At 67.7% G+C, this 15,304-nt stretch carries 17 protein-coding genes and 1 tRNA gene; 11 read left to right on the top strand and 7 right to left on the bottom strand.

The genetic code is table 11. The features are described 5' to 3' along the window. Window positions 1-145 precede the first annotated feature (145 nt). Window positions 146-236, bottom strand: a tRNA-Ser gene (locus ACX40P_RS14395). Window positions 237-325: 89 nt separating this feature from the next. Between ACX40P_RS14395 and ACX40P_RS14390 the strand changes: the two genes are divergently transcribed. Both ACX40P_RS14390 and ACX40P_RS14385 read left to right on the top strand, forming a co-directional pair. Next, window positions 326-1,231, top strand: coding sequence for a peptidylprolyl isomerase (locus ACX40P_RS14390; protein ID WP_459127052.1), 906 nt, complete (start codon window positions 326-328; stop codon window positions 1,229-1,231). A gap of 70 nt (window positions 1,232-1,301) precedes the next feature. Then, window positions 1,302-2,084, top strand: a complete 783-nt coding sequence (locus tag ACX40P_RS14385) for a sulfite exporter TauE/SafE family protein (RefSeq protein ID WP_459127051.1) — start codon at window positions 1,302-1,304, stop codon at window positions 2,082-2,084. Here the strand turns inward: ACX40P_RS14385 and ACX40P_RS14380 are convergent. Beyond that, window positions 2,081-2,572, bottom strand: coding sequence for a winged helix-turn-helix transcriptional regulator (locus tag ACX40P_RS14380; RefSeq protein WP_459127050.1), 492 nt, complete (start codon window positions 2,570-2,572; stop codon window positions 2,081-2,083). The two genes, ACX40P_RS14385 and ACX40P_RS14380, sit on opposite strands and share 4 nt — an antisense overlap. 137 nt (window positions 2,573-2,709) lie before the next feature. Here ACX40P_RS14380 and ACX40P_RS14375 point away from each other — a divergent pair, with 137 nt between their 5' ends. Both ACX40P_RS14375 and ACX40P_RS14370 read left to right on the top strand, forming a co-directional pair. Continuing rightward, window positions 2,710-3,009, top strand: coding sequence for a CC_3452 family protein (locus tag ACX40P_RS14375; RefSeq protein ID WP_459127049.1), 300 nt, complete (start codon window positions 2,710-2,712; stop codon window positions 3,007-3,009). A gap of 52 nt (window positions 3,010-3,061) precedes the next feature. Next, window positions 3,062-5,143: a RelA/SpoT family protein gene (locus ACX40P_RS14370; RefSeq protein ID WP_459127078.1), complete on the top strand. Its 2,082-nt coding sequence runs from the start codon at window positions 3,062-3,064 to the stop codon at window positions 5,141-5,143. A 3-nt stretch (window positions 5,144-5,146) separates the two neighbouring features. On the opposite strand, the gene ACX40P_RS14365 is transcribed toward ACX40P_RS14370, so the two are convergent. Both ACX40P_RS14365 and ACX40P_RS14360 read right to left on the bottom strand, forming a co-directional pair. Beyond that, window positions 5,147-5,650 (bottom strand): DUF1440 domain-containing protein, encoded by a 504-nt coding sequence (locus ACX40P_RS14365; protein ID WP_459127048.1) that lies wholly within the window; start codon window positions 5,648-5,650, stop codon window positions 5,147-5,149. A gap of 104 nt (window positions 5,651-5,754) precedes the next feature. After that, window positions 5,755-6,270 carry an EF-hand domain-containing protein gene (locus ACX40P_RS14360; protein ID WP_459127047.1) on the bottom strand — a complete coding sequence of 172 codons (516 nt, stop codon included), beginning with the start codon at window positions 6,268-6,270 and terminating at the stop codon, window positions 5,755-5,757. Window positions 6,271-6,457: 187 nt separating this feature from the next. Here ACX40P_RS14360 and purB point away from each other — a divergent pair, with 187 nt between their 5' ends. Beyond that, window positions 6,458-7,783 carry an adenylosuccinate lyase gene (gene purB / locus ACX40P_RS14355; RefSeq protein WP_459127046.1) on the top strand — a complete coding sequence of 442 codons (1,326 nt, stop codon included), beginning with the start codon at window positions 6,458-6,460 and terminating at the stop codon, window positions 7,781-7,783. Between the two features lie 175 nt (window positions 7,784-7,958). After that, entirely contained in the window at window positions 7,959-8,273 is a 315-nt protein-coding gene (locus ACX40P_RS14350) for a hypothetical protein (protein WP_459127045.1), read from the top strand. A gap of 167 nt (window positions 8,274-8,440) precedes the next feature. Here the strand turns inward: ACX40P_RS14350 and dnaJ are convergent, their stop codons facing one another. Both dnaJ and dnaK read right to left on the bottom strand, forming a co-directional pair. After that, complete coding sequence (dnaJ, locus tag ACX40P_RS14345) at window positions 8,441-9,574, bottom strand: molecular chaperone DnaJ (RefSeq protein WP_459127044.1); 1,134 nt, start codon at window positions 9,572-9,574, stop codon at window positions 8,441-8,443. Window positions 9,575-9,758: 184 nt separating this feature from the next. Next, the gene (gene dnaK / locus ACX40P_RS14340; RefSeq protein WP_459127043.1) at window positions 9,759-11,666 is read right to left on the bottom strand and encodes a molecular chaperone DnaK; all 1,908 of its coding nucleotides are present in this window, start codon (window positions 11,664-11,666) and stop codon (window positions 9,759-9,761) included. Between the two features lie 174 nt (window positions 11,667-11,840). Between dnaK and ACX40P_RS14335 the strand changes: the two genes are divergently transcribed. From ACX40P_RS14335 to ACX40P_RS14320, 4 genes are all read left to right on the top strand, one after another. Beyond that, window positions 11,841-12,275, top strand: coding sequence for a copper chaperone PCu(A)C (locus tag ACX40P_RS14335; RefSeq protein ID WP_459127042.1), 435 nt, complete (start codon window positions 11,841-11,843; stop codon window positions 12,273-12,275). A gap of 9 nt (window positions 12,276-12,284) precedes the next feature. Continuing rightward, entirely contained in the window at window positions 12,285-12,554 is a 270-nt protein-coding gene (locus ACX40P_RS14330; RefSeq protein ID WP_459127041.1) for a hypothetical protein, read from the top strand. 113 nt (window positions 12,555-12,667) lie between these two features. Further along, a complete protein-coding gene (locus tag ACX40P_RS14325; RefSeq protein WP_459127040.1) occupies window positions 12,668-13,183 on the top strand; it encodes a PH domain-containing protein in 516 nt (171 codons plus the stop codon). A 144-nt stretch (window positions 13,184-13,327) separates the two neighbouring features. Then, on the top strand, window positions 13,328-13,987 hold the full coding sequence (locus ACX40P_RS14320) for a PEPxxWA-CTERM sorting domain-containing protein (RefSeq protein ID WP_459127039.1): 660 nt from the start codon (window positions 13,328-13,330) through the stop codon (window positions 13,985-13,987). A 34-nt stretch (window positions 13,988-14,021) separates the two neighbouring features. On the opposite strand, the gene ACX40P_RS14315 is transcribed toward ACX40P_RS14320, so the two are convergent. Next, the gene (locus ACX40P_RS14315; RefSeq protein ID WP_459127038.1) at window positions 14,022-14,765 is read right to left on the bottom strand and encodes a hypothetical protein; all 744 of its coding nucleotides are present in this window, start codon (window positions 14,763-14,765) and stop codon (window positions 14,022-14,024) included. 89 nt (window positions 14,766-14,854) lie between these two features. Between ACX40P_RS14315 and ACX40P_RS14310 the strand changes: the two genes are divergently transcribed. After that, window positions 14,855-15,304 carry a vgr related protein gene (locus ACX40P_RS14310; RefSeq protein WP_459127037.1) on the top strand — a complete coding sequence of 150 codons (450 nt, stop codon included), beginning with the start codon at window positions 14,855-14,857 and terminating at the stop codon, window positions 15,302-15,304.

Here is a 15,304-nt window from a genome sequence, read left to right as displayed (position 1 = left end):
CGACGTCGCCGGAGAACCGCCGGCCGGGAACGCATGTATCGGGGGTGAAGACAGTTCTCCGTTGCACCGTCGGCGCGGCAAACGGCGCAGAACTGCGCGGTTTTCGCAGTCCGAGCGACAGAGATTAGGCTGTTGGCAGACTAGGTGGCGGAGCGGGAGGGATTCGAACCCTCGATACGGTTTTGCCGTATACTCACTTTCCAGGCGAGCGCCTTCGACCACTCGGCCACCGCTCCGCATGCTCTGGAGGGGTGCGTGCTAGGGGGAAGTGGCGCGGCCTGCAAGTCGATTGCGTCGGCTGCGCCGGCATGCGACCTTCGTCGGCATGATCGCCATCGTTCTTTCGCTCGCGCTCGCCCAGGCGGCGTCGGTCCCGGGTCCCGCGCAGGCGGCACCGCAAGCGATCACCTCCACCCCCGCCCCCGCCGCCAAGCCCTATGACGCGCAGCCGTCCGACTGGGTCGCCATTCCCGACGACGAGCTGCTGGTCTTCACGCTCGGCAACGGGCGGCGCGTCGTCGTGCGGCTGGCGGCACGCTATACGCCGGCGCACGTTGCGAACATCCGCCGCATCGCGCAGGCGAAGTGGTGGGACGGCGAGAGCGTCTACCGCGTGCAGGACAATTATGTCGCGCAATGGGGCGATTCGACCGAGAAGAAGCCGCTGCCGCCCGGCGTCGTCGCCAATCCGCCCGCCGAATACAGCTGGCCGAAGTTCGACGCGGTCGCGACGCTGTCGAAGCCCGATCCCTATGCGACCAGGGCAGGCTACAGTCGCGACGGCTGGCCGATCGCGACCAATGGACGGGAGGCTTGGATCCCGCATTGTTACGGCATGGTTGGCGTGGCGCGCGATCTGGCGCCGTCGACGGGCAGCGGCGGCGATCTCTATGCCAACATCGGCCATTCGCCGCGGCATCTCGATCGCAACATCGCGATCGTCGGCCGCGTGATCGACGGCATCGACGCGCTGTCGACGCTGCCGCGCGGGACCGGCGGCGGGCTGGGGCTGTACGAGGACCCGAAGCTGTTCATGCCGATCGCCACCGCGCGGCTCGCCAGCGACCTGCCCGCCGCCGAGCGCCCGCATTACCAGTATCGCGCGACCGACAACGCCCGCTTCCGCCTGTGGATCACCGCGCGCGAAAACCGCGAGCCGCCGTTCTTCACCGTGCCGGCGGGCGGCGCCGACATCTGCAACGCGCTGCCGCCGGTGCGCAAGACGCCGTAGAAGGCCCCCAAACGACGGCGCGAAAGATTTTCTGCGTCGCGTTCTGCGGCGGCGGCGTCATGGTCGCGCGATGTTGGCCGCCATCAACCCGCTCTATTCCATCGCCGGGCTGCTCGTCGGCATGCTCGTCGGGCTGACCGGCGTCGGCGGCGGATCGCTGATGACGCCTTTGCTGGTGCTCGCCTTCGGCTTCCACCCGGCGACTGCGGTCGGCACCGACCTGCTCTATGCCGCCGCGACCAAGTCGGTCGGCACGCTCGTCCACGGCCGCCACGGATCGGTCGACTGGCGGGTGGTGCGGCGGCTGGCGAGCGGCAGCGTGCCCGCCACCGCGATCACCCTGCTGCTGCTGTCGCAGTCGGGCGCGGTGACGAAGGGCAGCGGCGCCGGCCTCGCCGCGATCCTCGGCATCGCGCTGATGCTGACCGCGGTGGCGATCCTGTTCCGCACGCGAATCGTCGCCGGGGCGGGCCCGTGGTTCGACGCGCTGAGTGAACGCCGCATCGCCGCGGCGACGGTGGCGCTGGGTGCGGCGCTCGGCACATTGGTGTCGCTGACCTCGGTCGGCGCGGGCGCGCTCGGCATGACCGCGCTGCTGATCCTCTATCCGCGCCTGCCGGTGCGCACGCTGGTCGGCTCGGACATCGCGCACGCGGTGCCGCTGACGCTGATCGCGGGAATCGGCCATATCGCGATGGGGCGGGTCGATGGCGCCCTGCTGCTCGCGCTGCTGATCGGCTCGATCCCCGGCATCATCATCGGCAGCCTGCTGGCGTCGCGCGTGTCGGAACGCGTGCTGATCCCCGTCCTCGCCGTCACGCTGGCGATCGTCGGCGCCAAGCTGGTGCTTTAGCGCGCGTCGGCGTCCGCCACTCCACCCTTGCCCACATCCTCGGGCAGCACCCATTTCAGGTCGGTCACCTCCAGCGCGCGTCCGTCGTGCGACAGCACGCGCACCGGCCGGATCGGCTGGCCGTCACGCAGGTCGACCAGTACCGGGGTCGCCGGCACCCCCGTCTCCCACCGCTCGCCCCATTGCCGGAGCGCGATCATCGTCGGCAGCAGGGCATAGCCCTTGTCGGTCAGGCGATATTCGATCTTGCGGCGATCGTCGGGCAGCGGTCGGCGCTCCAGGATGCCGTGCTCCAGGAATCGCGCCAGCCGGCTCGACAGGATGTTGCGGGCGATTCCCAGTTCCGACTGGAATTCCTCGAAATGGTGCAGGCCGTTGAACGCGGCGCGCAGGATCACCAGCGACCAGCGGTCGCCCATCGCCTCCAGCGCGGCCGGCAGGCTGCACGTGACGACGTCGCGCAATTGGTCATGCAGCTTGGCACCCATCGCCCGCTCCTAACCCGAAAATCGCGCCCCGCGAAGCCGTCACGAAATATTGCTCCGCAGCATAGGTTGCATATTGCAACGCAAGGGTGTTCGCGATAGGTAGCGAACTGCAACGTATTTCGACAGGGGCCGATATCATGACCAAGTTCGCCACGCTCGCACTCGCCGCCTTCGCCCTCACCGCCGCCATGCCGGCCGCCGCGCAGAGCTATTACAGCGCGAAGCCCGCCGCCGCCCCGGCCAAGCCGACTTTGGTCACGCGCAGCACGTTGTGGAAGTGCGCGGAAGGCCTGTGCTCGGCCCCGCGCAGCGGCGAGCGTGACGCGGTGCTGTGCGAACTGGTCGTGCAGCGCGTCGGCGCGGTCGAATCCTTCACCGCCGGCGGCGCCGCTTTCACGCCCGAAGCGCTGACCAAGTGCAACGCGCGCGCGAAGTAATACGAAAAGCGGATTGCAAAGCGTGAGCGCGGTGCCCACTCTCCCGGGCACCGTGCTGCGCCAATATGAACTCGTCGATCGTGTCCTGAGCTACGATCCCCAGGCCGACGAGGCGATGCTGAACCGCGCCTACGTCTTCTCCGTCAATGCGCACGGGACGCAGAAGCGCGCATCGGGCGATCCCTACTTCAGCCACCCGATCGAGGTCGCCGGCATCCTGACCGACCTGCGGCTGGACGACGAGACGATCGTCACTGCGATCCTGCACGACACGGTCGAGGACACGGTCGCGACGTCGGAGGAGATCGAGCGGCTGTTCGGCGCCAGCGTCGCGCGGCTGGTCGACGGCGTCACCAAGCTCAGCAAGATCGAGGCGCAGTCGGAGAACCAGCGCGCCGCGGAAAACCTGCGCAAGTTCCTGCTGGCGATGTCGGACGACATCCGCGTTCTACTGGTGAAGCTGGCCGACCGGCTGCACAACATGCGCACGCTGCATTACATCGCCAAGCCCGAGAAGCGCCGCCGCATCGCGCGCGAGACGATGGATATCTATGCGCCGCTCGCCGAGCGGATCGGCATGTACGAGTTCATGAAGGAGATGCAGACGCTCGCTTTCCGCGAACTCGAGCCCGAGGCGTACGAATCGATCAAGAAGCGGCTCGAGGCGCTGGAGGGCGAGGGCCACCGGATCGAGAAGATCGCGCACGGGATCGAGACATTGCTCGACCGCGCCGGCATCGATGCCGAGGTCGGCGGACGCCAGAAGCATCCCTATTCGATCTGGCGCAAGATGTCGGAACGCCACGTCAGCCTGGAACAGCTGTCCGACGTGATGGCGTTCCGCGCGATCGTCGAGACCGAGGAGGAATGTTACCGGGCCTTGGGCGTCATCCACCGCAAATGGCCTGCGGTGCCGGGGCGGTTCAAGGACTATGTCTCGACACCCAAGCGCAACGGCTATCGCTCGCTCCACACCACGGTCGTGTTCGGCGAGACCGCGCGGATCGAGGTGCAGATCCGCACCCGCGCGATGCATGCGCAGGCCGAATACGGCATCGCCGCGCACTGGGCGTACAAACAGGATGCGGTGCGCCCCGATACGCAGGTGCCGTGGATCAACGATCTGGTCGAGATCCTCGACGCCGCCGAAAGCGCCGAGGAGCTGCTCGAACATACGCGCATGGCGATGTACGTCGACCGCATCTTCGCGTTCACGCCGAAGGGCGAATTGATCCAGCTGCCGAAGGGCGCGACGCCGATCGACTTCGCCTATGCCGTCCACACCGATCTCGGCGACCAGGCGGTGGGCGCCAAGATCAACGGGCGGATGGTGCCGCTGCGCACCGAGATCGCCAATGGCGATTCGGTGCAGATCCTGCGGTCGAAGGGTCAGGCGCCGCAGCCCAACTGGCTGTCCTTCGCCATCACCGGGAAGGCGCGCGCCGCGATCCGGCGGCATCAGCGGCACAAGGAGCGCGACGAGACGCAGGCGCTGGGCCGCAAGCTCTACGACGACATCGTCGCACGCCTGCCTGCCGCGATCGGCCCCGATGCGCTCCCCGCCGCGATCCGCCGGTTGAAGATGTCGGGCGAAGATGCGCTGTTCTCCGCGATCGCGCGCCGCTCGCTGTCGGACGGCGCGGTGATGGAGGCGCTGATGCCGGGATCGGCCGGCGAGGACGACGACCACCGTGCGCCGCCGCAGCGTCACGCCATCTCGATCACCGGGCTGACGCCGGGCGTCGCCTTCGACCTCGCCGAATGCTGCCGCCCGGTGCCCGGCGACCGCATCGTCGGCATCCGCCGCGCCGGCGAAGGCATCATGGTGCACGAGATCGGCTGCCCCGAGATCGACGAGGACGGCGAATGGGTCGACCTCGCTTGGGGCGACACGGCGGAGGGCGGCACCGCGCGCATCGCCGTCACGCTGAAGAACGAACCCGGCGCGCTGGGCGCGATCGCCACCGTCATCGGCGCGCACAAGGCCAACATCCTCGGCCTGCGCATGGACAACCGCGACACCACCTTCCACACCAACACGATCGAGCTGGAGGTGCGCAACGCCAGCCACCTCACCCGCCTGCTGGCGGCATTGCGCGCGGCAGATGCGGTCAGCGAGGCGGAGCGGGTCTGACTGTTAGCGCCGCCCGCCGAGCAGCGCCCGCGTCCCCTCAAGCACCACGCCGAACACCAGATGCGCCGCCGCGCCATAGAGGTGCGTACCGAGCGGCGTCTCGGCCGGCGCCTCGCCCAGCCCGAGCGCCGGCACCGTACCTTCGTCGAGCAGCGCGGAGGTGACGAGGCCGTAGCCGCTGCCGAACCCGCTCGCCACGCCGGGCCGATATTCGGCGACGAGGCCGTAGGCCCCGCCCAGCGCCGCACCGACCGCATAGTGGACCAGCCGCCCGGCACCCGGCCGATCCTCGCGCGGCAGCGGCGCGTCGGTCGCGACTTCGACGACCGCATTCGCGGTCTTCGCAGTGGCGGAGTCGGCGGGATCGCCCTCCACACCGAAGGCTTCGGCGGTCTGGGACTGGAACAGCTCCATCACCGCGGCGGCGACCAGCCCTGCGGCAAGGCCGGCGGCGAGACCGAGTACGGGGCGGGGCGCGGTCGTCGCGCGCTTGCGTATGCTTGCCATGCCCGTCCGAACGAGCGGCGCGGCGCCGGGTTGCGAACGGCCCGAAACGACGACGGCCGCCGATCCGGGTGGGATCGACGGCCGTTGCCGCATCGTGATCGATATCAGCCGGCGTTCTGCGACAGATATTTCGTCAACTCGGCCTGGCTCACGCCCTTCGACTTGTCGGTATCGGCCGATGCGAACGCACCCGACACCCACTTCGTCGTCGCCGGATCGCCCGCCTTGGTCGACGGATCGCTCGCGGTTTTCAGCGCGACCATCCAGGCGCCGAACTCGGCCTTGTCCAGCTTCGCGTCGGCATTCTTGTCATAGGTCGGGAACTCGGTGCTCACGACCTGCGCGATCTGCGTCGCGCCGGTCGCCGGCGGTGCCGCCGCGGGCGCCGCTGCGACCTGGGCCGGCGCTTCCTGCGCCGGGGTCACCGGCGCCGCCTCGGCGGTCTGGGCCGGCGGCGCTGCGGTCGCGGGATCGGCCGCTGTCAGCGGCGTCCGTCCCGGTGCAGTCTGGTCGGCCGTCGGTGCAGTCGTCGTCGGGCTCGCCGGCGCGGACTGAGCCTCCTGCGCAAATGCAGGTGTAGCAATGGCAAGTGCACTGACCATCATGGCTGTCTTCATCATGATATTTCTCCTTCGCTGCGGTTCGATATAGTCCGCTCGTGTCAAAACGGACTTGGACGAACCGCGAATGAACTTCGCTGATAACGATGTAGTATTTAAGTCACGCATTTCAAGAAATCGACCGTTGCCGGCATCGACTCGTCCCTGCTAACGCCCGGCCCATCGCCCGCTGAGCAGGACAGACCCCATGATTCCCCGGTATTCGCGCCCCGACATGACTGCCCTGTGGGCGCCGGAATCACGCCTACGCATCTGGTTCGAGATCGAAGCGCATGCGACCGAGGCGCTGGCGGACCTCGGCGTCGTGCCGCGCGCCGCCGCCGACGCGCTATGGGCGTGGTGGGCGACCAACCCGGCGATCGACGTCGCCGCCATCGACGCGATCGAGGCGGTGACGAAGCACGACGTCATTGCCTTCCTCACTTGGGTGTCCGAACAGGTGAAGGCGCATTCGGGCGAGGACTGGGCGCGCTTCCTGCATCAGGGCATGACCTCGTCCGACGTGCTCGACACCGCGCTCGCCGTGCAGTTGGCCCGTGCGTCCGACATCCTGCTCGCTGATCTGGACGCGCTGCTCGCCGCGCTCCGCGCCCGCGCGTTCGAGCACAAGCTCACCCCGACGATCGGCCGCAGCCACGGCATCCATGCCGAGCCGGTCACCTTTGGGCTGAAGCTCGCGCAGGCCTATGCCGAGTTCGACCGCTGCCGCGCGCGGCTGGTCGCGGCGCGCGCGGAGATCGCGACCTGCGCCATCTCGGGCGCGGTCGGCACCTTCGCCAACGTCGATCCCCGCGTCGAGGAGCACGTCGCCGCCAAGCTCGGCCTGACCCCAGAACCCGTCTCGACGCAGGTGATTCCGCGCGACCGGCACGCGATGTATTTCGCGACGCTGGGCGTGATCGCCGGCTCGATCGAGCGGCTCGCGACCGAGATCCGCCATTTGCAGCGTACCGAGGTGCTGGAAGCGGAGGAGTATTTCTCGCCGGGCCAGAAGGGGTCGTCGGCGATGCCGCACAAGCGCAACCCGGTGCTGACCGAGAATCTGACCGGCCTCGCCCGCATGGTGCGCGGTTATGTCACCCCGGCGCTCGAGAATGTCGCGCTGTGGCATGAACGCGACATCAGTCATTCGTCGGTCGAACGCTATATCGGCCCCGACGCCACCATCACCCTCGACTTCGCGCTCGCCCGCCTGACCGGCGTGGTCGACAAGCTGCTCGTCTATCCGGCGCGCATGCAGAAGAACCTCGACCGCATGGGCGGCCTCGTCCATTCGCAGCGCGTACTGCTGGCGCTGACACAGGCCGGCGTCAGCCGCGAGGATTCGTACCGCTACGTCCAGCGCAACGCGATGAGGGTGTGGGAAAGCGACGGCGAGCTGTCGCTGCTGGAACTGCTGCAGGCAGACCCGGACGTGACGGCGGCGCTATCCGCAGATGAAATCGCCGAGCGGTTCGACCTCGGGTATCACTTCAAGCACGTCGACACGATCTTCGAGCGGGTGTTCCGCTGACGGAGAGGATTAGCTCCGCTAATCCTCGTCTCGCCGTCAGCCCGGCCGGCGTCGCCCAGCGACGACCGACGGCGTGGCTTCGCCACGACGCCCCCCGGCCCTCCCCCGTTCGTCCTGAGCCTGTCGAAGGACCGTACTTCGTGCCGCTGGAGCAGCGTTCGCGGCGCAAGGAACCATGCTTCGACAGGCTCAGCACGAACGGATCAGGCGGGCATCCTCCACCAAATCCTACCGCATCGGTAATATCCAGGGCACACCCGCCATCGTTTCGCCCCACGCATGCATTTCAAGCAACAGCAATAATCGAATGCGCACGTGCAAGATTATTACAACGGGATTACAGCGCCCTCAGCCGCCGATAGCGGCCTGCAGCGGCGATCCCGCCGCGCAGAACGAAAGACCCACCATGCGCAACCTCGAAACCGCGGCGACCTTCGCCGCGACGCTGGTTGCCCAGGCGCTGGTCATCGCCACGATCTTCGTGGCCTGAACGTACCCGGGCAATCCCGCCTGTCGCGCCACGCGCGACGGGCGGACCTCCTCGGGGTTCGCCGTTTTCCTGTACCAGCTATCCGTGCTGTCGCGCAGACGGCAACTTAGGTTATGAGAGGCAGCGTTGCGACTCTGGACGCCCGCCTGCGCGGGAGCACGGCGGTTCTACCCCAGCGCTGCCTTGATCTTCGCGAAGAACCCGGTGCTCTCCGGACATTCCTCGCCCGTCTCGGTCTCGCGAAACGCTTCCAGCAATTCGCGCTGCTTCGCCGACAGCTTGCTCGGCATCTCGACGTCGATGCGCACCACCATGTCGCCGCGCCCGCGCCCTTGCAACACCGGCATGCCGAGGCCGCGCTGGCGCAGTTCGCGGCCGCTCTGCGTGCCGGGTGCGACGCGGATTGTGTGGGTTTCGCCGTCGAGGCCCGGCAGCGCGATCTCGCCGCCGAGCGCGGCGGTGGTGAAGCTGATCGGCGCGCGCGCGTAGAGCGTCGTGCCCTCGCGCGCGAAGAGCGCGTGCTTCTTGACGTGCAGGAAGACGTAGAGATCACCCGCCGGCGCCCCGCGCGCACCCGCCTCGCCGCGCCCGCTCAGTCGCAGCTTCGTACCATGGTCGACGCCCGGCGGAATGTCGAACGGGATGGTCTTGGTCACCTCGACGCGGCCCTCGCCGCGACACGCCTTGCACGGGTCGGAGATGATCGCGCCCGCGCCGTTGCAGCCGGGACACGCGCGCTCGAACACGAACGGCCCCTGTTGCGAGCGCACCTTGCCGTGGCCGGCGCAGGTCGGGCAGCTGCGCTGGCCGGTGCCGGGCGTCGCGCCCGTCCCGTCGCAAGCGTCGCATTCGCCGGACACGTCGACGGTGATCTCGTCGGACTTGCCGTGGAACGCCTCTTCCAGCGTGATTTCCAGATCGTAGCGCATGTCGGCGCCGCGCCGCTGCTGCTGCGCGCCACCGCGACCGCCGCCGCCCATGAACTCGCCGAAGACGCTTTCAAAGATGTCGGAGAAGCCACCGAAATCGGCCCCGCCCCCGAAGCCGCCGCCATGCCCGCCACCGCCGCCGTTCTTGAACGCGGCATGGCCGAACCGATCGTAGGCGGCCCGCTTCTGCGGGTCCTTCAGGCAGTCATAGGCTTCGCTGACCGCCTTGAACTTCGCCTCGTGGTCCTTGCACCCGCCGTTCTTGTCGGGGTGATACTTCATCGCCAGCTTGCGATACGAGGATTTGATCGTCGCATCGTCGGCGGTGCGGCTGCATTCGAGCAGCTCGTAGAAATCTACTTCGGTGGTCATCGCTTATAGCCCTCTCCCCTTCAGGGGAATTTCAGGTGAACCGTCCCCCAGACGGTTCAGGATCGTCCGGGGGACGATCCGACCTGAAATTGGTTGGGAGAGGGGGATGTCTCACCGAGACCGTCCGCCTGCTGCACTGCCCCTCTCCCCGGCCCTCTCCCCGACGGGGAGAGGGAGGAAGTGTTTACGCCTTCTTGTCGTCGTCCACGTCCGAGAATTCGGCGTCGACCACGTCCTCGTTCGGCGCATCGCCGGCGGCATCGGCCGAGGGCGAAGCCTCCGCCGCCTGCTGCTTCTCGTAGATCGCCTGGCCGAGCTTCATCGCGACCTGCGCCAGTGCCTGCGACTTCTCGGTCATCGCATCGGCGTCGCCGCCCTCGACCGCGGTCTTCGCATCGGCCACCGCCGCCTCGATCTCGGACTTCAGCGACGCATCGACCTTGTCACCATGCTCTTCCAGCTGGCGCTCGGTCGTGTGGATCAGGCTCTCGGCGTTGTTCTTCGCCTCGGCGCCCGCACGACGCTTCTTGTCCTCGTCGGCGAACTTCTCCGCGTCCTTGACCATCGCGTCGATATCGCTGTCGCTGAGACCACCCGAGGCCTGGATGCGGATCTGCTGCTCCTTGCCGGTGCCCTTGTCCTTGGCCGACACGTTGACCAGGCCGTTGGCGTCGATGTCGAAGGTGACCTCGATCTGCGGCACGCCGCGGGGTGCCGGCGGGATGCCGACCAGGTCGAACTGGCCCAGCATCTTGTTGTCCGCCGCCATCTCGCGCTCGCCCTGGAACACGCGGATCGTCACCGCGCCCTGGTTGTCGTCGGCGGTCGAATAGGTCTGCGACTTCTTCGTCGGAATGGTCGTGTTGCGGTCGATCATGCGCGTGAACACGCCGCCCAGCGTCTCGATGCCGAGCGACAGCGGCGTCACGTCGAGCAGCAGCACGTCCTTCACGTCACCCTGCAGCACGCCCGCCTGGATCGCGGCGCCGATCGCGACGACCTCGTCCGGGTTGACGCCGGTGTGCGGCTCCTTGCCGAAGTACGACTTCACGACGTCGCGCACCTTGGGCATGCGCGTCATGCCGCCGACCATCACGACCTCGTCGATCGCATCGGCCTTCAGGCCCGCATCGGACAGCGCCTTCTTCAGCGGCTCCAGCGTGCGCTGGATCAGGTCGTCGACCAGACGCTCCAGATCGGCGCGGCTGATCGCGCGGACCAGATGCTTCGGGCCGTTCTGGTCGGCGGTGATGAAGGGCAGGTTGACCTCGGTCGATGCCGCCGACGACAGCTCGATCTTCGCCTTTTCGGCGGCTTCCTTCAGACGCTGCAGCGCCAACTTGTCCTTGGTGAGGTCGATGCCCTCATCCTTCTTGAAGCCGTCGGCCAGATACTGGACGATCTTGGCGTCGAAATCCTCGCCGCCCAGGAAGGTGTCGCCGTTGGTCGCCTTCACCTCGAACACGCCGTCGCCGACTTCCAGGATCGAGATGTCGAACGTACCGCCGCCCAGGTCATAGACCGCGATCGTCTTGTTCTCGGTCTTCTCCAGACCATAGGCCAGCGCCGCCGCCGTCGGCTCGTTGATGATGCGCAGCACTTCGAGGCCGGCGATCTTGCCGGCGTCCTTGGTCGCCTGACGCTGGGCGTCGTTGAAATACGCGGGCACGGTGATGACCGCCTGGGTCACCGTCTCGCCGAGGTAGCTCTCGGCGGTTTCCTTCATCTTCTGCAGCGTGAACGCGCTGATCTGCGACGGGCTGTAATCCTCGCCGCCCGCCTTCACCCACGCGTCGCCGTTCGGCCCGCGCACGATGTCGTAGGGGACCAGCTCGGTATCCTTCTTGGTGACCGGATCGTCGAAGCGGCGGCCGATCAGGCGCTTCACCGCGAAGATCGTGTTGTCGCCGTTCGTCACCGCCTGGCGCTTGGCCGGCTGGCCGACCAGCCGCTCGCCGTCCTTGGCGAAGGCGACGATCGACGGCGTGGTGCGCGCGCCTTCCGCATTTTCGATCACCTTGGGCTTGCCGCCCTCCATCACCGCAACGCAGCTGTTGGTCGTGCCGAGGTCGATACCGATTACTTTAGCCATATGTCTTGCCTGTACCCCCAGGGTTCTAACACACTGAATTACACGGCCCGTGCCACTTTGGCGGTGGCATGGAACCAATCGTTACCGGCGCGATATAGGTGGGGGCACGCTTGCCGCAAGTGGTGGGCGGGGCGTAGGGAAACGTCGGTTTTTCCTGTTTCGGAGCAGACGCGCATGCGCTCGTGGATCATCGCCCTTCCCCTGTTCATGCTCGCCGGCTGCGGTGCGGCGCCGCAAGCGGCGGTGAACGGGGCATGGGTAAAGCTCAACGCTGTGCCCGGCCGCCCCGCCGCCGCCTATCTGACGCTGCACGCCGGCGACGCGCCGCTGACGCTCACCGCCGCGCGCTCCCCTGCCGCAGCGCGCGCCGAGCTGCACGAAAGCGCGAAGGACGCGCGCGGCGTGATGTCGATGCGCGCGGTGCCCTCGGTGGCGGTGGATGCGGGCAGGACCGTCGCGCTGGAGCCCGGCGGCAAGCACATCATGCTCTTCGACGTGAACCCCGCGCTGAAGGCGGGCGACACCACCGCGATCACCCTGTCCTTCGCCGACGGCAAGACGATCGAGGCCCAGGCGAAGGTTCGCGCGGCGGGCGATGGCGCACCCTGATCCCACGACGTGCCGCGCAAACGCTACCTGACCGCGACGCTCCCCGACGGCTACGTCAAGACGATCGGCCCGACCGCGCTCCCCTTCACCCACTACTGGCGCATCGTCGCGGTGCTCGCGGGCGGGCGCACCGAAGTGTTCTGGGGCCACACCAAGTCGCTCGCCGAGGCGAAACGCAAACGCACCGCGCTGGCCGACGCCGCGACCACGCGCGGCTGGCAGAGCTGGGAATTCGAAGTCGTGGAAGTCGAAGAGACCCCCTCCCCCCGTTCGGGCTGAGCTTGTCGAAGCCCTGCCCTTTCTTCGTGTCGAACACCCGGCGGCCCGAAGAAGTACAGCCCTTCGACAAGCTCAGGGCGAGCGGATATGACCGAATTCGGGAGGGCTCACACATGCCGCATGTCATCGACCGTTTCCGCTCGTCCACGCGCGGCTGGCTGAAGGGTACGCTCGCCGGCTGGGCGACGATCCTGCTGTTCCTCGCCGGACCCGTGCTGATGGTCGTGGTCAGCGGCACCACCGACACCGTACCACCCGCCGCCCCGCTGCTGCTCAGCCTGATCGCGCTCGCCATTTTCGCCGGCGTGTGGCTCGGCAATATCGCCACGACCTACGAACTGGCCGAGGACCGGCTGATCCTCTACCGCGGCATCCTCGCCAAGTCCATCGACGAGGTCGAGCTGTACCGGGTGAAGGACGTGCGCATCGACTTCTCGATCATCAACCAGTGGGTCGATATCGGCACGATCACCGTCACCTCTTCGGACGAGACGACGCGCGGCACCGCGCTGGTCCTCCGCCACGTCGAGCGCGCCCGCCAGCGCCGCGAGGAACTGCGCACCCGCGTCGTCGCCGCCCGCCGCCTGCGTGGCGTGCGGGAGGTCGACATGGTGCACGAGGATATGTGATCGTCGGTTCCAAACGGCGTCCATCGTACCGAAACGGACCCACCGGTTTTTGTAAGGAATACCGCTGGTTCCGGGTGAACAACCTGTTAACCCGCCGCCATGGCCCCGCGGCAAGGCGCGGGAGGTTTCGGGGGTATTCTTATCATGAAGAAGTTGTTTCTGGTGGCTGCTGCCGCCTGTGTCTTGTCGTCTCCGGCAGACGCCGCGACGTTCGTCCGCGACCTGACGGTCAACCTGACCGGCTATACGGTCGACCAGCTCAACAGCCAGATCAATGTCTCCGTACCGGTCACCGCGATCTCGGCGCTGTCGTCCGGCGACGTCATCACCGGTCGCGTCCAGTTCACCAACGGCCAGCGCCTCACGATCAGCGACAAGGCACCCTTCGAGTTTTTCCAGCTTCTGTTCCTGGGCAGCAACGGCAATCAGTTCAGCGGGTCCTCGACGGTGACGCTGCTAGATGACCAGGGCAGCCGCAATACCGGCACAGCTCTGGGCGGTAACAGCGGCGGCGGCGGTATGGTGGTCTACGGCAGCGGCAATCTAACCGACTCCAGCTTCTCCTTCTCGGGCTTCGACTATACGCTCACCGCCAACAGCGTTCGCAACAGCAGCGGCGCGACGACGTCGAACGTCCCATTCGGGAGCTCAGCCTTTTTCTATGCCAGCAACGCGACCGTCACCAACGCGGTCGCCGCCGTTCCCGAGCCCGCGACCTGGGCGATGATGCTGTTCGGTTTCGGTGGCATCGGTTTTGCCCTGCGCCGTCGCCGTGCGCCAAGCGTCCGCATCCGCTTCGCCTGAGCCGGCGCGTGGAATCGGGGGAGACGGACGGATTTCAGTCGTCCGTATCCTCCGGATCCCAAAATACCGACAGCACGATCCCCGCCGCCAGCGCCGCCCCGCGTTCCGGCCCGGCGGGTAGCACCAGATCGCGTCGCCGCGTGCCGTTGATGTTGACGCCACCGATGGTGCGACCGCCCCGATCCACGAACGTATAGCCGACCGGCGTATCCACAGTCAGGCCGCGCCCGTCGCCGATACGGTGCATCGATCGCAGGTCGATCGCCGCCCCGCCGACCCGCGCCTCGCCCAGCCGCCGGGTCAGCGTCGTGACCCCATCCCGCTCGACCATGCCATCCAGCGTCAGCGATCCGATCCCCGCCCCGTCCCGTGCGAAGGTGCAGCGCAGCCGCAGCGGCTCTACCGGCTCGCTGATCGTGACAGCCCAACCCTCCAGACGCGCCTCGCGCCGGTTGTACGTGCAGTCGCCCGACAGCTGCCCGCCGACGCCCGCGCCCGTCACATCGAAGTGCATGCGGCCATAGCGATCGACCGTCCGCTCGGTCACCGCGACCGCGCCGAACACGCCGACCGCCTCCTCGCGCCCCGCCGCGCGCCGCGAGACGCGGCCGACGCCGTCCGCTGCGACCCTAAGCTCGCCGTTCATCCACAGCGGCACCGTGACCGCCACTGCCTCGCCCCGCGCGGCGATGTCGGCGAAGCCGGTCGGCGCGGTCCCCATGCATCCGCCGACCGCGACGCCCGCCAGCCCCACCACGCTCGCAACCACCCGACCCATCGCCACCCTCTCCCGAGTATCGTTACGCATCCGATCATCGCGCGGCTGTCGCCTTGCTGAACGCCGGCGACACCCTATCCTTGGGAACGATGGACCGCCGCCCGCTCACCCCGGCCGAAACCGACCTCGCCCGCGCCGTGTTCGGCGACGCGATCGACTATGGCCCCGTGCGCGTCGCGAAGGCGAAATGGGCGTTCTTCCAGCCGCGCGAGACGGTGATGGCGCCCAGCGGCTGCATCCACTTCCATCCGAAGGGATCGCTCTACCGCGACGATTTCGGCCACGCCCCCGCCGATGCGCAGGGGCTGTTCATCCACGAGATGACCCACGTCTGGCAGCACCAGCGCGGCATCTGCCTGCCGCTCGCCCGCCATCCCTTCTGCCGATATGGCTACAGCATCAAGCCCGGCTGGCCGCTCAAGCGTTACGGCCTCGAACAACAGGCCGAGATCGTCCGCCACGCCTTCCTGCTCCGCGCCGGCCGCATCGTGCCGGGCGCGCCGGACCTGCGGCAGTACGAGTCGATCCTGCCGTTCTGA

It is taken from the genome of Sphingomonas sp. RS2018, from assembly GCF_054489605.1.
Note: the sequence above shows the minus strand (reverse complement) of the source record. Positions and strands in the feature narration are given on the sequence as shown.

Excerpts from the sequence above, each read along its gene's own strand:
- ACX40P_RS14350 (WP_459127045.1), top strand. The coding sequence starts at position 7,959 with ATGCTTCGACAGGCTCAGCACGAACGGATCAGGCGGGCATCCTCCACC.
- dnaJ (WP_459127044.1), bottom strand. The coding sequence starts at position 9,574 with ATGACCACCGAAGTAGATTTCTACGAGCTGCTCGAATGCAGCCGCACC.
- ACX40P_RS14360 (WP_459127047.1), bottom strand. The coding sequence starts at position 6,270 with ATGATGAAGACAGCCATGATGGTCAGTGCACTTGCCATTGCTACACCT.
- dnaK (WP_459127043.1), bottom strand. The coding sequence starts at position 11,666 with ATGGCTAAAGTAATCGGTATCGACCTCGGCACGACCAACAGCTGCGTT.
- ACX40P_RS14335 (WP_459127042.1), top strand. The coding sequence starts at position 11,841 with ATGCGCTCGTGGATCATCGCCCTTCCCCTGTTCATGCTCGCCGGCTGC.
- ACX40P_RS14320 (WP_459127039.1), top strand. The coding sequence starts at position 13,328 with ATGAAGAAGTTGTTTCTGGTGGCTGCTGCCGCCTGTGTCTTGTCGTCT.
- ACX40P_RS14315 (WP_459127038.1), bottom strand. The coding sequence starts at position 14,765 with ATGGGTCGGGTGGTTGCGAGCGTGGTGGGGCTGGCGGGCGTCGCGGTC.
- ACX40P_RS14375 (WP_459127049.1), top strand. The coding sequence starts at position 2,710 with ATGACCAAGTTCGCCACGCTCGCACTCGCCGCCTTCGCCCTCACCGCC.
- ACX40P_RS14325 (WP_459127040.1), top strand. The coding sequence starts at position 12,668 with ATGCCGCATGTCATCGACCGTTTCCGCTCGTCCACGCGCGGCTGGCTG.
- ACX40P_RS14390 (WP_459127052.1), top strand. The coding sequence starts at position 326 with ATGATCGCCATCGTTCTTTCGCTCGCGCTCGCCCAGGCGGCGTCGGTC.
- ACX40P_RS14380 (WP_459127050.1), bottom strand. The coding sequence starts at position 2,572 with ATGGGTGCCAAGCTGCATGACCAATTGCGCGACGTCGTCACGTGCAGC.
- ACX40P_RS14310 (WP_459127037.1), top strand. The coding sequence starts at position 14,855 with ATGGACCGCCGCCCGCTCACCCCGGCCGAAACCGACCTCGCCCGCGCC.
- ACX40P_RS14365 (WP_459127048.1), bottom strand. The coding sequence starts at position 5,650 with ATGGCAAGCATACGCAAGCGCGCGACGACCGCGCCCCGCCCCGTACTC.
- ACX40P_RS14385 (WP_459127051.1), top strand. The coding sequence starts at position 1,302 with ATGTTGGCCGCCATCAACCCGCTCTATTCCATCGCCGGGCTGCTCGTC.
- purB (WP_459127046.1), top strand. The coding sequence starts at position 6,458 with ATGATTCCCCGGTATTCGCGCCCCGACATGACTGCCCTGTGGGCGCCG.